This window comes from Nocardia sp. Tas62D01, assembly GCF_055232035.1.
This window is the reverse complement of the sequence record NZ_JBUYUZ010000003.1, coordinates 21,208-34,681: the sequence shown is the minus strand read 5'-3', so window position 1 is coordinate 34,681 and position 13,474 is coordinate 21,208. Positions and strand designations below refer to the sequence as shown.

The following is a 13,474-nucleotide window of genomic DNA, read 5'->3' as shown; positions in this document are numbered from 1 at the left end:
CGGTCGGCGGTGAGATGATGGCGCGCTTCAGCGCCGCGTCCAACGCCTACAGCCAGGCACTCGACATCGAGGCGCACTCGGCCAGCCGCGCCCTGCTGATCCGCTGCGGAGAAAGCTTTCTCGGCCTGATGATGCCGCGACAGCTACTCGACCAGGACCGCGACGACCGCCGCGAATGGTCCGCCGGATGGGACCGACGCCTGCCGGACATCGTCGCCGCGGCCGAGGCCGAGCGCATCGACCAACACGCCCAGGTCGACATCGTCGACCTCGACGCCGACGAGATCGGCGACGACCGCGACATGTTCCTGCGTGCAGTCGATCTCGTGGTCCGGTCACAGTTCGGTTCGGCGTCGATGCTGCAACGCCGGATGCGGATCGGGTTCGCCAAGGCCGCGCGCCTGCTGGATCTGATGGAGCAGGCCGGCATCGTCGGTCCAGCCGACGGGTCGAAAGCGCGTGATGTGCTCGTGCGCGCCGAAGACCTGGATTCGCTGCTGGCCGACCTGCGTGCCAGCGAACAGGGCGGCGACGACCGATGACCAACAGCCCGCGCCGCGCCGAACACGGCTTGCCGGACTCGGTCGGATACGCCCCGATCGCCGTCCGCCGATACGCCGCCGACCTTCCAGAGGTGTCGCATGGCTGAGGTCCTGCATCTGCCGACTGCAGTGTGGCATTGCGACCGAAATTTCGAACGCATGGTGAACGCAGACATGCGCGACCGCCACGGCAGCGGAACGCAATACGCGTTGCTTCGCAGGAAGGAGAACCGCGTCCGTTGGCTGCAGACGCTCATCAGCATCCGGCAGTCGATCATGTCGCAGAACGCACATGACAATGCCCGGCTGCGGTCGCATCCCGACCGAACCGCTGGTGGAAGGCCGTCGAAGGCGTACCTCGACGCCAAGAGCGAGATCGCCGACCGGAAGGCGAAACGGGAACGGGCGATGCGCGTGGTGAACGAACGGATCGGGGAGGCGCGGCGGCTGATCGGCGCTGCTCCGATCGCACGAAGCACTGCCGGGGCGATCGTCTGCCAGCTGCTCGAAGCCGACGCGTTTCTTCACGACGGCGGCGTGGAAGAAGCGCGCCGGATGCTCGCCGGAATGGTTCACGCCCTGAGCGGAGAGGAGGCAACGTCGTGATGTTTTACCTGCCACCCGGCTGGGAGCTGGTCCGCGCGTCGGGGTGGTGGGAGATCCACCATGTGGCCCACGAGTGCGGATTCCGCTCCTGGCTCGCCTACGACCTTGTCAGCGCCGATGACCGCCGCCAGGCGCGCCAGGTCGTCGACAACCACGATTGCGAGAACCACTGATGACCAGCACCAACTGTCCTGCACCGCCACAAGATCGACCTCGCCGACCGCATCGTCGTCGTCACCGATCACACCCGGTACCACGGCGAATCCACCCGCTCGGAAATCGCCTACGCCACCGACCATGGCAAGCCCGTCGACTGGGCGATCCACACCTGACCTGATCGCGTGCCGGTCGCAGCCGCGTGAACCCGCTGCGACCGGCCCCGCGCTCTGGATCACCAACCAACACGAAGAACGGAGACAGCGGTGAGTGTGACGAGCATCGAGTGGACCGAGACCACCTGGAATCCGACGACCGGGTGTGACCGGATCTCGCCGGGCTGCAACCGCTGCTACGCCATGGCCATGGCCAAGCGGCTCAAGGCGATGGGTTCGCCGAAGTACCAGACCGACGGTGACCCGCGCACGTCCGGCCCAGGCTTCGGCGTCGCGGTCCACCAGGACGTGCTGGGCGAGCCGCTGCGGTGGCGCCGGTCCCGCATGGTGTTCGTCAACAGCATGAGTGACCTCGGGCACGCCCGGATCGACCGTGGGTTCGTCGAGTCGGTGTTCGCGGTCATGGGCATGGCGCAGCAGCACACGTTCCAGGTGTTGACGAAGAGGCCGCGCCGGTTGGCGAAGCTGCTGGCCGACACCACGATCCGTGAGCGGATCGCGCTGGCGATGGTGTTCGAGGACGGCAACGGCGGTGACCACGCCAGCGACTGGCTGGCCGCCAACGCGCCCTGGCCGCTGTCGAACGTCTGGATCGGCACCTCGATCGAGTCGGACGAGTACTGCTGGCGCGCCGACGAGCTGCGGGCGACGCCGGCCGCGGTGCGGTTCCTGTCGCTGGAGCCGCTGCTGGGCCCGCTGCCGAGCCTGAACCTCGAGGGCATCGACTGGGTCATCGTCGGCGGCGAGAGCGGACCCGGTTTCACGCCGCTGGATCTGGACTGGGCCCGCGACATACGCGACCGCTGCCAGGAGCAGGGCATCCCGTTCTTCTTCAAACAGGTCGGCGGCATCCGGCCGAAGGCGGGCGGGCGGCTGCTCGATGGGCGGATTTGGGACGAGATGCCCGGTCGCTGACGGGATTTCGGGGCCCGCAGCGGCGTGAACCCGCTGCGGCCCCCGGTCCCGCCAAAACACCCCGAACCAACATCTAGACGGATAACAGTTTAAACTGTTAAAGTGTTTGCAGGAGGACGGGCATCGTGAACATGCCCGGTCCCGCCACCATCAACGGAAGGGCGAATCTCATGACCGACACCAACCTCACCACCGCCATCACCACCCAGGCCGACGCCCTGGTAGACGCGGTGCTGTCCCTGGCCCTGGGCGCGACCTCGATGCCCGGCCGCTCCATGTGGAGCTCCATGCGCGACCACGTCGAGGGCGCCGCCGGAGCGGCCGCCGAGCTCGACGAGCTGATCGACATCCAGACCCAGGGCGGCGCAGGACCCGCCGAGGAGGGCTACACCCCCGCCGACCCGGCCGCGGTCGCGGCTGCTGTACGCACGCACATCCTGGCCCGCTTCGCCGAGCGCGGACTGACCGCCGCCTGACCACCACAGACCCCGGTGCCGCTCGGCTGTACAAGTCGGGCGGCACCGGCCACCAACCCGAGGAGCCCGTAGTGAATCTCTTCAAAGTCGGCGATCCAGTACACCTTCCGGCCGCGCCGTGGTTCGGCCACGGTGTCGTGTTCGGCATCCCGGTGCACGACAAATCCCGCGTCCAGGTCCGCTGGGAAAGCGACACATTCACCTTCCATCCGGCGTCGCTGCTGCGCCGGCGCGAAGAAATCGCACGATCGCGATGAGTGACCCGATGTTCGCGGCGGGAATCAACAAGAAACTCAAGGCAATGGCCAAGGAGATAGCAGGGATCGACCTTCAACGGTTCCCGGTGCCGGCCGACAAAATCTCTTGGCGGGCCGACTTTCCCGAATACCAACCCCCTCGAGTAGATCTGCCGCGAGGCGCCACCCGATTCGCCAAACCGGGAGACCGGCCCGACCCTGCCGATCCTCGGCGGATCGAAACCTTCGCCAGTCTGGAGACGCCCCTGGTGCAACGGGATGATCAGGGTTACCCGTTGAATCCCCGGGGCAGAACGGGTTTGCAGGGGCGCGGAATGTTGGATCGCTGGGGACCGACACAGGCCGCCGACCCGGTCGTCACCAGGACAACGATTCACGGCGTTCACGAGGTGCTGCTGATCGAGCGCGGCGACACCGGGGAGTGGGCCCTGCCTGGCGGCAAAGTCGACCCGGGCGAACAGCCGTGGCAGTCCGCGGGCAGGGAACTCGGCGAGGAGGCCGGCCTGATGCTCGGCTTCGCCCACGCCCAGACCCTTTACCAGGGTTACGTGGACGACACCCGGAACACCGACAACGCGTGGATGGAAACCACCGTCCTGCACTACCACCTCACCCCCGGCGAGGCTGTCGCCGTCCGGATCGCAGCGGGCAGCGACGCGACACGGGTGCTATGGACGCCAATAGACGCCCAGCTCTACACGAAACTATTCGCCTCCCACGGCGAATACGTGCGAAGGGCCATCGCCCTCCTCGGTAAGGACGTCGTGGTCGGCGTCGGCGATCCGCCAGGCGCCGCGGCTGGCCCGCCCCGGCAGTGACCGTGGAACCAAGGTCCTGAGAAACCACTCCCAAATCCCCTCAATCCGAAAGGAATTCGGTGTCATCTCTTGCCGCTTCTCCGCTGGTCTTCGTCGACATCGAGACCACCCACACCGACCCAGACCTGCGCCGGCCGTGGGAGATCGCGCTGATCCGCCGTGAACCGAACGGCTGGCAGAAGCAGATCACGATCCTGATCGAAGACGTCGACCTGTCCCACGCCGATCGCCGCGCGCTCGATGTCGGGCGCTTCTATGAGCGACACCCGGAGTACGCGCTGATTCCGCCGTTGGTGCGTGACAACCCGCCCCCGTCGATCACCTGGCAGATAGTCAACGAATCCGCCGGCCGCACCGTGGAAGACGACGTCTTCTACCTGACAGAGGCCGCCGCCGCTGCCATCGTCGACGCCTGGACCGCTCCCAGCACCAACGGGCGAGCCCGATTCGTGGGCTACAACGTCTGGTTCGACGCCGACACCCTGGACGCGATGCTGCGCCGTCATCGGCGGCTGCCGCGCTGGGACTACCACCTGATCGATGTGGGCAACATGGCCGCAGGCCGCCTCGGCCTCGCAGAACCGATGCGCAGCTACGACCTGTCCCGCGCGGCCGGCGCCGAACCCCCGAGCGAAGCCGAGCAACACACCGCCCTCGGCGACGCCCGATGGGTGATGCGGTGGTGGGACCAACTCACCTCCCCAAGCAGCCGACCCAGGCATGTGCAGACCGTTCCCGACGATCACGGACCAACGACAACCGAGCACGCCGCATGGGAGGCGGCCACGCGATGACCGCGGTCCAAGACATGCTGCGGCACACAAATGTGCTCAGTCGTCAGCAGTGACCAACCTGAAAGATGAAAAGGCCGGGGGCGGTTTCCGCTCCCGGCCACTTGACTTGTACCGAGCTCGACGCTCTGGTCCGTCGACAGCTCCGGCCCAAGCACTGAGGAGGGGTCAGGGTCGGCGACCCGACCCCGACCCCAACTACCCCGACCCCAACTACCCCGACCCCAACTACCCCGACCCCAACTACCCCGACCCCAACTACCCCGACCCCAACTACCCCGACCCCAACTACCCCGACCCCAACTACCCCGACCCCAACTACCCCGACCCCAACTACCCCGACCCCAACTACCCCGACCCCAACTACCCCGACCCCAACTACCCCGACCCCAACTACCCCGACCCCAACTACCCCGACCCCAACTACCCCGACCCCAACTACCCCGACCCCAACTACCCCGACCCCAACTACCCCGACCCCTCGAACAACCCCAACCCGACCCGGGGTCACCCCAGCGTGGAGTTGGGGTCACCCACCGAGCCGACCCCGACCACCCCGCGCACCGGCGACCGAGGCGGGGTCGCCGACCCCAACCGACCCCTTTCCCGCACCGCGACGAGCAGCACAACGCTGTGACCAGCGGAAACGTAAATACCTCAGGGGGGTATAGGAAGGATGCAAAGGTGTGACCACGCTATTTGCTTGTTTTCCAGCCTGCGGAACTATCGGCACAGCTGTTCTGTTCGGGTGTAAGTTGCGGTGTCCGGGGTTAGTTTGCGAGTGGTTGCGGAGTTCGGGCATATGTTGTGGGTGTGCTGGTGATGACCAGCGGAAACCTGGGGGGTCAGGGTCGGCGACCCGACCCCGACCCCAACTACCCCGACCCCAACACTCGCTTGGGGTCGATGGGGTTGATGCCCACCCGGCGACCCCGGGCTGCCTCGCCCATCGAGCAGAGGTCCACCCCGCCGCAGCAGCGCCCTCGGAGTTAACAACCAGGTCAGGGCAACCCCGGAGCGGTTGGGGTCACCGACCCCAACCCCTTGAACAACCCCAACCCGACCCGGGGTCACCCCAGCGTGGGGTTGGGGTGACCCACCGAGCCGACCCCGACCACCCCGCGCACCGGCGACCGAGGCGGGGTCGCCGACCCCAACCGACCCCTTTCCCGCACCGCGACGAGCAGCGCAACGCTGTGACCAGCGGAAACGTAAATACCTCAGGGGGGTATAGGAAGGGTGCAAAAGGTGTAACCACGCTATTTGCTCGCAGGTCCACCGGGTTGTGGTTATGGAGTGCTGTTCTGTTCGGGGCTACCTTGCGGGACTGGTTGCGGAGTTCAGGGCAACGTTGCGGAGTCGCTGTTGTGAGCAGGCAGAACCCCCACCCGGCAGCGATGGAGCTGGCGGGTTCGTCACTCGACTCCTGTCGATCCGCAAGGTAGGACCGAACGGCAGCTCGAACCGTCCGACCAACCTTGCGGGCCGCAGGTCCACCGGTTGTCCGTCCGCAAGGTTCGTCGGAGTTGCCCGCGCGGGCGGGCGGAACGGACAACAGCAGCAGGGGCGGATGGCGGCGACGTGGCACGTGCAAGCGGGTCGCAACCGCGCGAAAACGATGAACGCGCGGCGCGGGACCCCGACCCACCCCACCCGCACCCCAGCCCACCCCACAGCCGCGCACGCCCCGCGCCGAATCCGACTATATAGACTTTTAAAAGTCTGACAGTCTATACTCCGGGTATGACTGAACGGACGGTGGTGGGAATCCTCAAAGGTGGTGCTGGCAAGTCCACCACTGCCTCGCAGTTGGCTATCTGGATGTCGCTGCTCGGCCTCGGGCCGGTGTTCGTCGGCGACGCCGACACCGACTTGACCACCTACGAGTGGATCATGGCGGTCCGCGAGAAGCTGCTGGAGATGAGCGGCGGCCGAGCGAGCTCGCGGCTGGACGCGTTCGACCTGACAGGCGGGCGCACGAAACGGCTGCACGAGCTGGAACGGTCCTACCCTCACTCGATCATCGATGTCGAGCCCAAGCGCGACAAGCTGCTGCGGGAGACGCTGTGGCGACCCGACACCGATCAGAAGACGAACCTGATCATGCCCATGAAGCCATATCCGCCGGATGTGCGGAAGTTGCCGCAGACGTTGGAGTTGGCCGGTGAGGTGGATCGCCACAACCCGGTCTTCCCCCGTGTGCTGCTGGTGCAGGTCCGGCTCAGTGCGGGGCACTCGACCGAGGTGCCCAGGCAGCTGGGCGAGGCTGGAATTCCGCAGTTCAAGACGATGATCACGCTCAAAGAGTCCATCGGGTACAGCCTGGGCACGACCCTCGTCGACTCCGCATACGCCGACGTGCTCACCGAGCTCGGCATCAACCCGAATGGAAAGGACAAAACCGATGTCTAGCAGCGGCGAACGCGCGGGCTCGATCACCGAGGCGCTGAAGAACGGATCCAAGCTCAGCCCCACAACCAAGGCATCCTCCACGGAGGACCGGTCCGACTGGCTGACGTGGACACTCAAGATGTCGCCTGAGCAGAGCGATCACTGGAACGACCTGCTGGCCAAGCTGGCCAAGCAGGCCGGACTGCGTGTGCGCACCAGCGGCCGCGCCAGCACCCGCAGCGTCGGCAGCATCAGCCGCCGCGACATGGTCGAGGCCCTGGTCGACCTGGCCGAGCACGACACGGCGGTCTGGGAATTGCTCGTCGACAAGATCCGGGTCTGGGAGCCGCGGTAGCTCGAAATCCAAAGCGGGCCTGGAGCATTGCTCCAGGCCCGCTTTGCGTATGCCCTGCAGAGATCTCACGATATATAGACTGTCAACAGTTGGACTGTTAGACTGTTAATAGTTGTTGAGCTCTCTCCGAAAGGGTCGCCCGCCATGTCGATTCAGCCCCGCCTCCGCTCCGCTTCTGCTTCCTGGCTGCGCCCAGCCCTGGCTCTGCGTCGCCGGATCGGCCACCTGGTCGCCTTCCTGTTCCGCACCCCCGCGCTGCTGGCGGCCATATTCGTCGCCGGAGTCGCCTTGTGCCTCTCGGTCCTGCTGACCACCGATCGCGCCCCCGCGGCCGCACTGCCGCCCGCCCCCGCAAGCGGCGACTGCGTCATGTTCTGCACCGACCGGGCCCCGGAGCCAGCGCGCGCCGCCGCGACCACCACGGCGTTCATCGCCGACCAGGGCGCACACGAGACGCAGTCCTGCTGGATGTTCTGCAAGACCTCCACCGACGCACCGGCCACCACGATCACCTTCGCTGGACCATCCAGCGCCACGACCGCTTGGCCCTTGGACCCGTAGCCGCCACTGAAACCCAGCCTGGCCAGGGTGTGCACTTTCGACACGCCGAGCCCGGATCGCACCATCACGACATGTTCACGGCACCACCAGGTGCCACCACGACAGGGGAAAAAACTCATGCTGATCATCAACGGCAACCGCCCGAAAATGTCGGGCGCGGAAAAGGCTGCGCTCGCCTGGCTTCAGGCCAGTGACCTATCCGGGATCGCGATCTCGGGCTGCCACATTCCCGACCGCAGCGGCCGCGCCAGCCAGGAAGCCGACCTGGTATTGATCACCCCCGACACCCTGGTATGCATCGAGGTCAAAGGCATCCTCGGCCGCAACAAAAACGGCGTGCTGGCCTGCGGCGTGAACTCCCGCTGGTCGCTGCCCGGCATCGACGGCGACCCCGTTCACGTCCGTGACGGTGACACCAACCCGATCAACCAGGTCTCCGACGCCATGTTCAACCTCAAGGGCGTCGCAGATCAGGCGGGGCTCGACGTGTTCGTGCCAGGCCTGGTCCTGGTCGAGCCGAACGGCGGCCAGATCACGCTCGACAAAGGCCAGGTGCCGATGCCGACAGGCCGCGACGTCGTGCTCGGCGGTGACGACGCCGCGCTGAGCGGATGGCTGCACACCGCCGCCCGCCAGCACCCACAGAACTGGACCATCGAGCGCGTCCACACCCTGCTCACCGCGCTGGACCTGGCCGACGTCGTCACCCGCCACGCCTTGGCCGACGAAGGGTTCCCCAACGCCGCCCCTGCGGCCGCGAACAGTGACGCGGTGGTCGTGCAGCTACGTCCCGCCGCTGTCATCCCCCAGCCCCCGACCGGAGGAGCGACCCTCTCCCGGACCAGCGCGCCCACAGCCGACCGCGGCGACCTCGGCCGCAGCCCCGAAGAGCAGATCCACCCAGAGACCGCGATGACCCTGACCACCGCCAGGACATCGCTTCACAACGCCCGCAACCGCCGGATCCGCAACGCCGTGCTCCTCGGCGCTGCAGTGGTCCTGATCAGTGGCGGTGTCGACGTGATGTGCTCAGTCTCCCCCGACCAGAGCTCCACCGACCACAGCACCAGCAGCGAGCCCGCACCGCTGCCCGCCGGCGACATCGTCAACGCCCCGGCCCCACAGGCCCCTGCCACGCCGGAACTCGCCCCGCCCGCCCCCGCGCCCCGCAAAGGCATTGACTTCAGCGGCGGCCAGGCCTGCTTCCCCTTCCAATCCGGCTGCTGAGACCAGCAGCAGGAAAGAAAGAAAACCGTGATGGACCACAACAACAGCGATCTGTGCCAGAGCGCCTCCTCGGCAGCCGACGCCAGCATCCGGGACCGGCTACTCGACCCGCACCAGATGCTGCCCGAGACCACATTGGCACCCGAAATCGCTGCGCTGCACGCCACGCTGCCCGCCGAGGTCCTCGACCACCGCGGCGCCCACCAGGCCATCGCACTCGCCGCCCACGGTCTGCACATCGTGAACACCCTCTACGGCGACCCGACGACCGGACGGATCGGCCGCATCATAGGCGACCTGGAGCGCCCCGAGTTCGGTGTTCTGGCGACCTACCACCACGGCGGCGGCCTGCTCGCCGCCGTCACCGCCCTGCACCAGCACCTCACCCGACTCGGAGCCAGCATCGACGACATCCTCGACGCCATCGCCGCCGACGCTTACAGCGACGCCGTGTACGGCAACGGCCGCCGCCGCGACAACCCCACCAGATACGACGAACTGCGCTCCGCCGAGCTGCTGCACGCGCACGCCCTCACCACCGGCTACCCCGCCGTCCGCGCCGAGCGACTGCGTGATGCGGTGCTGGGCACCGCATTCGACGAGCAGACCAAAGCCCAAGCCGGACGCGATCACCCCGATGTCGTTGTCCAGGCCGTCGTCGCAGTGGACCTGCATGTGCTCGCCTGCCCCGACGCGGTCACCACCGCCATAGACCTGGCCGTCGAGGACGGGATGTCGGCGCGCTGGTCGCCGGACCGCATCATCGGCCGTGCGATCGCCGAGACCGGCGCTCGGATCCGCTTCGTGCCAGAGGCTCTCGCCTTCATCGACGCCCACGCTGATCTGCGTCCACGGCTCGACGACGGCACCCGCGCCGACACCACCGTCATCGAGATGTTCGCCGACCGGCTCATCGGCAACGCGAATTTCATTGCCGCGCACCGCTACCCCGACACCTGGACCCTGGACAACCCCGAGCTGCGCGCCGCCAACGCGGCCGCCGAGCGGGATCTCGGCCAGCAACTGCGCCGCCCCGGCGCATCACCGCTGAAGAGGCATATCGCGCAGCGGCGGAGCACGCCACGACGACGGGGGCAGTCCAATGACCGGCGCGCATCCGGTTCTCGCCGCCGTTGGATTGCGCCACCAGCACAGCGCGCGGTCCGCGGTGGCTCCGGATGCTGCTCTCGGTCGTTCTGCTCATGCCGTGGCCAACGAGATCGACCTGGACATGCTGGCCTACGACATCGCCGACCTCATCGACCGGAACGAATACTCACTCGATGTCACCGCCGATGACATCCGCCTGGCTCTGCCGGATTTCCTCGCCAGAATTACCCATCACGCGCAGGCCCAGCGATGAATACACCTGAGCTGTCCAGGATTTCGTGGCGGCTGGAGGCCTACGCACGGCACTGGCTCGGCGACGAGTTGGCCGCGGTTATTGCATGGATGACCGAGAACGGCGTTCGGCGGGCGACATTCACCGAGCCGGTGACCGTCGAGCACGGCACCATCACCTATGCCCGGGACCGCTCACCGAGCTGGATCCCCGAACCCGATCGTGAGATCACCACAGAGTCGGTTGCGTTGCGGACGGCACCCCCGGTGATCCGGCGCCTGGACTGCGCACCGCAAGCACTGACCGAGTTGATCGCCACATTCGGTGAACACGTGTGGTCGGCCACCTTCGGCGGAGTGTGCGTTACCTGCTCACCCGCCGAACGCAGGGCCGATGGTCGCATGTGGGGCAACCGTAAAACCGTTGTCCGGTGGCCCTGCCAGCCTGTTCAGCACGCGATGGAGGCCGCAGGACTGGATTCCGCATCAATTCACGGGGGGACGGTCATGACCCAGTCCACCACCAATTCACCGGCTCCAGACCAGCCGTCCATTCCTGGTGTGGTTCAGCTCCCCGTGGGGTGAACAGGCCATCGCGGACATCCCGGATGCCGTACGTCACACCAGCTTGCGGATCCGAGTGATGACCGACCAAGAGGCTGTGCCGGTCGATCGTCCTCACACGGCACTGCCGACCGCACTCGGCGGCGATGTTTGCCAATTGGAACGCGAAAGCAGGGCTAGGAGCCAGTGTCCAAGGCTGCATGATCGGTCATGGTTCCGGCTGCTGCGCCTCACTGGCCGGTACGAGGGAGGTCACCGGCATCGGGAACATGTAGCCCGCATCCTCGACCGGCTTGAGCAGCGCCTGCCCGTCGTCGCTGATGGTTTCCACCCGAAAAACCGAGACACCGCCGGCGCCGATGCGGACCAGATCTTTCGCGTTCACCACGTCACGCAGACTATCTCGATCACGCGTCCAAATCCTCATCCGACAACTTCCAGCTATCGATGTGGAGTGGGCCCTCGACGCCACGCTCCCGCCGTGTCATTATACGAACATATGTTCGATAGTAATGTGGCTCCGGAGTCCAGCGGGGGCGCCGACAAGGCTCTCGCCGGTCTGCCGCGTGCCGCGCAGCTGGATGCGTTGCGAGCCCAGATGGCCGCGATCCCGGGCCGCGTCGGTGCCGAATCCGCACCGCCAGCAACCACCACAACCGATGTCCTGCCGATCAGTGGCGGACTTGGTGAAGTGCTGCCCGACGGTGGTCTGCCCCGCGGTAGCGTCGTCGGCTGTACCGGCGGTTCGGTGCTACTCGGACTGCTGGCCGCCGCGACCGCTGCAGGCGAATCGGTTGCGGTACTGGGCAATCCGCGCGCCGGATGGCTCGCCTTTCACGAGATGGGCGGCGACCTCAGAAAGCTCGCGCACATCCGGGACCCCGGTGACGACCCGATGGCCGTAGCCGCGATCCTGCTCGAAGGGCTGGCGGTGGTGGTGCTCGATGTGGTCGGATCCGCGGCGCCGTCGCGCTCGAGGGCGGTGATCGCGCGGGCCCGCAGTCACGGCGGCGTGCTCATCGTCACCGGCCCCGGGTGGGCCCGGCCGGATCTCCAACTGGAATGCCGCCACGCGGACTACACCGGCCTGGGCCACGGTCGCGGCCGACTGCAAGCAGTCCACCTCGACGTTCGGGTATCCGGCCGTGGCGCGCGCCCGCGGACCTCGCGCGTGACCCTGGCCGGAACCATTGGCGGGAATACCTGTTGGACTCACCAGGCCGCCTCGGCGGCCGCCGCCTCGTTCACTCGGACCGGATAGGCCGGCGGTGAGCGAAGAAGACAAGTCGTCGCCACTGCGGCGCGTGGAACCACCCCGACGCGTGTGGGTCGATCCGCGCCGCGTGTGGACCCATCCTCTGCGGGAGCGCCCGCGTGTCGAACCGGTCACGCTCGGGGAAAAAGCTGCAGCGCTGGACCTTCGGCTCGACGAAGAGTGGATTCGCGCCATGCTCTACGCGTGGGCTCGGCTGCGGCTGGGTCGCGACCCGGTCTGGTACGCCAACGTCGCCATCGAGTGGCGCGCCCACTCCGGCCTGGTCGCGGTGACGCTGACGCACTGGGTGCCGTGGGACGCGGTGCGCCCTCCGGTCAATCCGTAGCGGAAACCGGTCAGGTCTACACCTGACCGGCGTTGTCGATGCGTTCGAGCGCCGCAGTGATCAGCGGCATGGTGCCCTTCGCGAGGCGGTACTCCAGGATCACCGGGTTCTGCGAATTGGTGGAGTGGTGTGCTTCCACCAGGCGTGGCGGGGGAGCTACTTTCGCCGTGGCGGCACCAGCTCGGCGCATGGCCGAGATCATGCCCCCCAGGTTCTTGGCGCCGGTGAGCTCCTTGACACGGTCCGGGGTGGCTGCGCCTCCTTCAGCGACCAGCAGCCGGATCAGCTTCAGCCCAGAGGGGTGGAGGTGACGTAGGAACTTCTCGACCAACTCGTCGTCCCATACGAACTCTTCGTCGTCGTCCTGCAAGACCCGCCGCTCGCCGTTGATCCGCAGTGGCAGGCGTTCGGCCAGCGCCACCTGGGCGGCGAGCAAACCCAGTTGTAGCCGCTGGTCCAGGGTCATCGGGCCGCCCGGGTTGATGATCATCGCGAAGGTCAGCTGCTCGCGCGCGACCCTGAGTGCGTCGATGTCCCCTGACTCCCTCATACCGCTCAGGGTATACAGGTGACTCGCTGCGCCGGAGGGGATTCCGTCGGCGGCCTGGCTCCCTGCTTTGTGCAGGTGGCCGCGGCCGTACAGCAAGAGGCCCCCGGAACGGGATCTCGTTCCGGGGGCCTCTTGCTGTACCGGCGG

The 13,474-nt window shown here is 67.0% G+C and carries 18 protein-coding genes and 1 pseudogene; 17 read left to right on the top strand and 2 right to left on the bottom strand.

The window, feature by feature from the left end:
* Positions 1-266: 266 nt before the first annotated feature.
* The 15 genes and pseudogenes from ACV7NQ_RS47890 to ACV7NQ_RS47820 form a co-directional block, all read left to right on the top strand.
* Positions 267-542, top strand: a pseudogene (locus tag ACV7NQ_RS47890) (DNA translocase FtsK); the annotation flags it as partial.
* 174 nt (positions 543-716) lie between these two features.
* A complete protein-coding gene (locus ACV7NQ_RS47885; protein ID WP_463366221.1) occupies positions 717-1,148 on the top strand; it encodes a hypothetical protein in 432 nt (143 codons plus the stop codon).
* Positions 1,145-1,321, top strand: a complete 177-nt coding sequence (locus ACV7NQ_RS47880; protein WP_463366220.1) for a hypothetical protein — start codon at positions 1,145-1,147, stop codon at positions 1,319-1,321. The genes ACV7NQ_RS47885 and ACV7NQ_RS47880 overlap by 4 nt, the downstream gene beginning before the upstream one ends.
* Positions 1,322-1,570: 249 nt before the next feature.
* Positions 1,571-2,395: a DUF5131 family protein gene (locus tag ACV7NQ_RS47875; RefSeq protein WP_463366219.1), complete on the top strand. Its 825-nt coding sequence runs from the start codon at positions 1,571-1,573 to the stop codon at positions 2,393-2,395.
* Between the two features lie 170 nt (positions 2,396-2,565).
* Entirely contained in the window at positions 2,566-2,871 is a 306-nt protein-coding gene (locus tag ACV7NQ_RS47870) for a hypothetical protein (RefSeq protein ID WP_463366218.1), read from the top strand.
* Positions 2,872-2,942: 71 nt separating this feature from the next.
* Positions 2,943-3,128 carry a hypothetical protein gene (locus tag ACV7NQ_RS47865; RefSeq protein WP_463366217.1) on the top strand — a complete coding sequence of 62 codons (186 nt, stop codon included), beginning with the start codon at positions 2,943-2,945 and terminating at the stop codon, positions 3,126-3,128.
* Positions 3,125-3,946: an ADP-ribose pyrophosphatase gene (locus ACV7NQ_RS47860; RefSeq protein ID WP_463366216.1), complete on the top strand. Its 822-nt coding sequence runs from the start codon at positions 3,125-3,127 to the stop codon at positions 3,944-3,946. Before ACV7NQ_RS47865 ends, ACV7NQ_RS47860 begins: the two co-directional genes overlap by 4 nt.
* 59 nt (positions 3,947-4,005) lie before the next feature.
* A complete protein-coding gene (locus tag ACV7NQ_RS47855; protein ID WP_463366215.1) occupies positions 4,006-4,740 on the top strand; it encodes a hypothetical protein in 735 nt (244 codons plus the stop codon).
* Between the two features lie 106 nt (positions 4,741-4,846).
* Positions 4,847-5,374, top strand: a complete 528-nt coding sequence (locus ACV7NQ_RS47850) for a hypothetical protein (protein ID WP_463366214.1) — start codon at positions 4,847-4,849, stop codon at positions 5,372-5,374.
* A gap of 1,106 nt (positions 5,375-6,480) precedes the next feature.
* Positions 6,481-7,149: a hypothetical protein gene (locus tag ACV7NQ_RS47845; RefSeq protein ID WP_463366195.1), complete on the top strand. Its 669-nt coding sequence runs from the start codon at positions 6,481-6,483 to the stop codon at positions 7,147-7,149.
* Complete coding sequence (locus tag ACV7NQ_RS47840; RefSeq protein ID WP_463366196.1) at positions 7,142-7,483, top strand: hypothetical protein; 342 nt, start codon at positions 7,142-7,144, stop codon at positions 7,481-7,483. The genes ACV7NQ_RS47845 and ACV7NQ_RS47840 overlap by 8 nt, the downstream gene beginning before the upstream one ends.
* 144 nt (positions 7,484-7,627) lie before the next feature.
* Complete coding sequence (locus ACV7NQ_RS47835) at positions 7,628-8,044, top strand: hypothetical protein (protein WP_463366197.1); 417 nt, start codon at positions 7,628-7,630, stop codon at positions 8,042-8,044.
* Positions 8,045-8,161: 117 nt separating this feature from the next.
* On the top strand, positions 8,162-9,271 hold the full coding sequence (locus tag ACV7NQ_RS47830) for a nuclease-related domain-containing protein (protein ID WP_463366198.1): 1,110 nt from the start codon (positions 8,162-8,164) through the stop codon (positions 9,269-9,271).
* A gap of 30 nt (positions 9,272-9,301) precedes the next feature.
* Positions 9,302-10,570: a hypothetical protein gene (locus tag ACV7NQ_RS47825; protein ID WP_463366199.1), complete on the top strand. Its 1,269-nt coding sequence runs from the start codon at positions 9,302-9,304 to the stop codon at positions 10,568-10,570.
* Positions 10,571-10,630: 60 nt separating this feature from the next.
* Positions 10,631-11,197: a hypothetical protein gene (locus ACV7NQ_RS47820; RefSeq protein WP_463366200.1), complete on the top strand. Its 567-nt coding sequence runs from the start codon at positions 10,631-10,633 to the stop codon at positions 11,195-11,197.
* A gap of 187 nt (positions 11,198-11,384) precedes the next feature.
* Here the strand turns inward: ACV7NQ_RS47820 and ACV7NQ_RS47815 are convergent, their stop codons facing one another.
* Positions 11,385-11,603, bottom strand: a complete 219-nt coding sequence (locus ACV7NQ_RS47815) for a hypothetical protein (protein ID WP_463366201.1) — start codon at positions 11,601-11,603, stop codon at positions 11,385-11,387.
* Positions 11,604-11,675: 72 nt separating this feature from the next.
* Between ACV7NQ_RS47815 and ACV7NQ_RS47810 the strand changes: the two genes are divergently transcribed.
* Together ACV7NQ_RS47810 and ACV7NQ_RS47805 are read left to right on the top strand one after the other, a co-directional pair.
* Positions 11,676-12,437: a hypothetical protein gene (locus ACV7NQ_RS47810; protein ID WP_463366202.1), complete on the top strand. Its 762-nt coding sequence runs from the start codon at positions 11,676-11,678 to the stop codon at positions 12,435-12,437.
* A 7-nt stretch (positions 12,438-12,444) separates the two neighbouring features.
* Positions 12,445-12,777 carry a hypothetical protein gene (locus ACV7NQ_RS47805; RefSeq protein ID WP_463366203.1) on the top strand — a complete coding sequence of 111 codons (333 nt, stop codon included), beginning with the start codon at positions 12,445-12,447 and terminating at the stop codon, positions 12,775-12,777.
* A 16-nt stretch (positions 12,778-12,793) separates the two neighbouring features.
* On the opposite strand, the gene ACV7NQ_RS47800 is transcribed toward ACV7NQ_RS47805, so the two are convergent.
* Entirely contained in the window at positions 12,794-13,327 is a 534-nt protein-coding gene (locus ACV7NQ_RS47800; protein ID WP_463366204.1) for a hypothetical protein, read from the bottom strand.
* Between the last annotated feature and the right edge of the window lie 147 nt (positions 13,328-13,474).

Bases quoted from the DNA above. Each gene is read 5' to 3' on its own strand.
- ACV7NQ_RS47830 (WP_463366198.1), top strand. From the start codon at position 8,162: ATGCTGATCATCAACGGCAACCGCCCGAAAATGTCGGGCGCGGAAAAG.
- ACV7NQ_RS47860 (WP_463366216.1), top strand. From the start codon at position 3,125: ATGAGTGACCCGATGTTCGCGGCGGGAATCAACAAGAAACTCAAGGCA.
- ACV7NQ_RS47815 (WP_463366201.1), bottom strand. From the start codon at position 11,603: ATGAGGATTTGGACGCGTGATCGAGATAGTCTGCGTGACGTGGTGAAC.
- ACV7NQ_RS47800 (WP_463366204.1), bottom strand. From the start codon at position 13,327: ATGAGGGAGTCAGGGGACATCGACGCACTCAGGGTCGCGCGCGAGCAG.
- ACV7NQ_RS47835 (WP_463366197.1), top strand. From the start codon at position 7,628: ATGTCGATTCAGCCCCGCCTCCGCTCCGCTTCTGCTTCCTGGCTGCGC.
- ACV7NQ_RS47870 (WP_463366218.1), top strand. From the start codon at position 2,566: ATGACCGACACCAACCTCACCACCGCCATCACCACCCAGGCCGACGCC.
- ACV7NQ_RS47885 (WP_463366221.1), top strand. From the start codon at position 717: ATGCGCGACCGCCACGGCAGCGGAACGCAATACGCGTTGCTTCGCAGG.
- ACV7NQ_RS47810 (WP_463366202.1), top strand. From the start codon at position 11,676: ATGTTCGATAGTAATGTGGCTCCGGAGTCCAGCGGGGGCGCCGACAAG.
- ACV7NQ_RS47845 (WP_463366195.1), top strand. From the start codon at position 6,481: ATGACTGAACGGACGGTGGTGGGAATCCTCAAAGGTGGTGCTGGCAAG.
- ACV7NQ_RS47820 (WP_463366200.1), top strand. From the start codon at position 10,631: ATGAATACACCTGAGCTGTCCAGGATTTCGTGGCGGCTGGAGGCCTAC.
- ACV7NQ_RS47840 (WP_463366196.1), top strand. From the start codon at position 7,142: ATGTCTAGCAGCGGCGAACGCGCGGGCTCGATCACCGAGGCGCTGAAG.
- ACV7NQ_RS47825 (WP_463366199.1), top strand. From the start codon at position 9,302: ATGGACCACAACAACAGCGATCTGTGCCAGAGCGCCTCCTCGGCAGCC.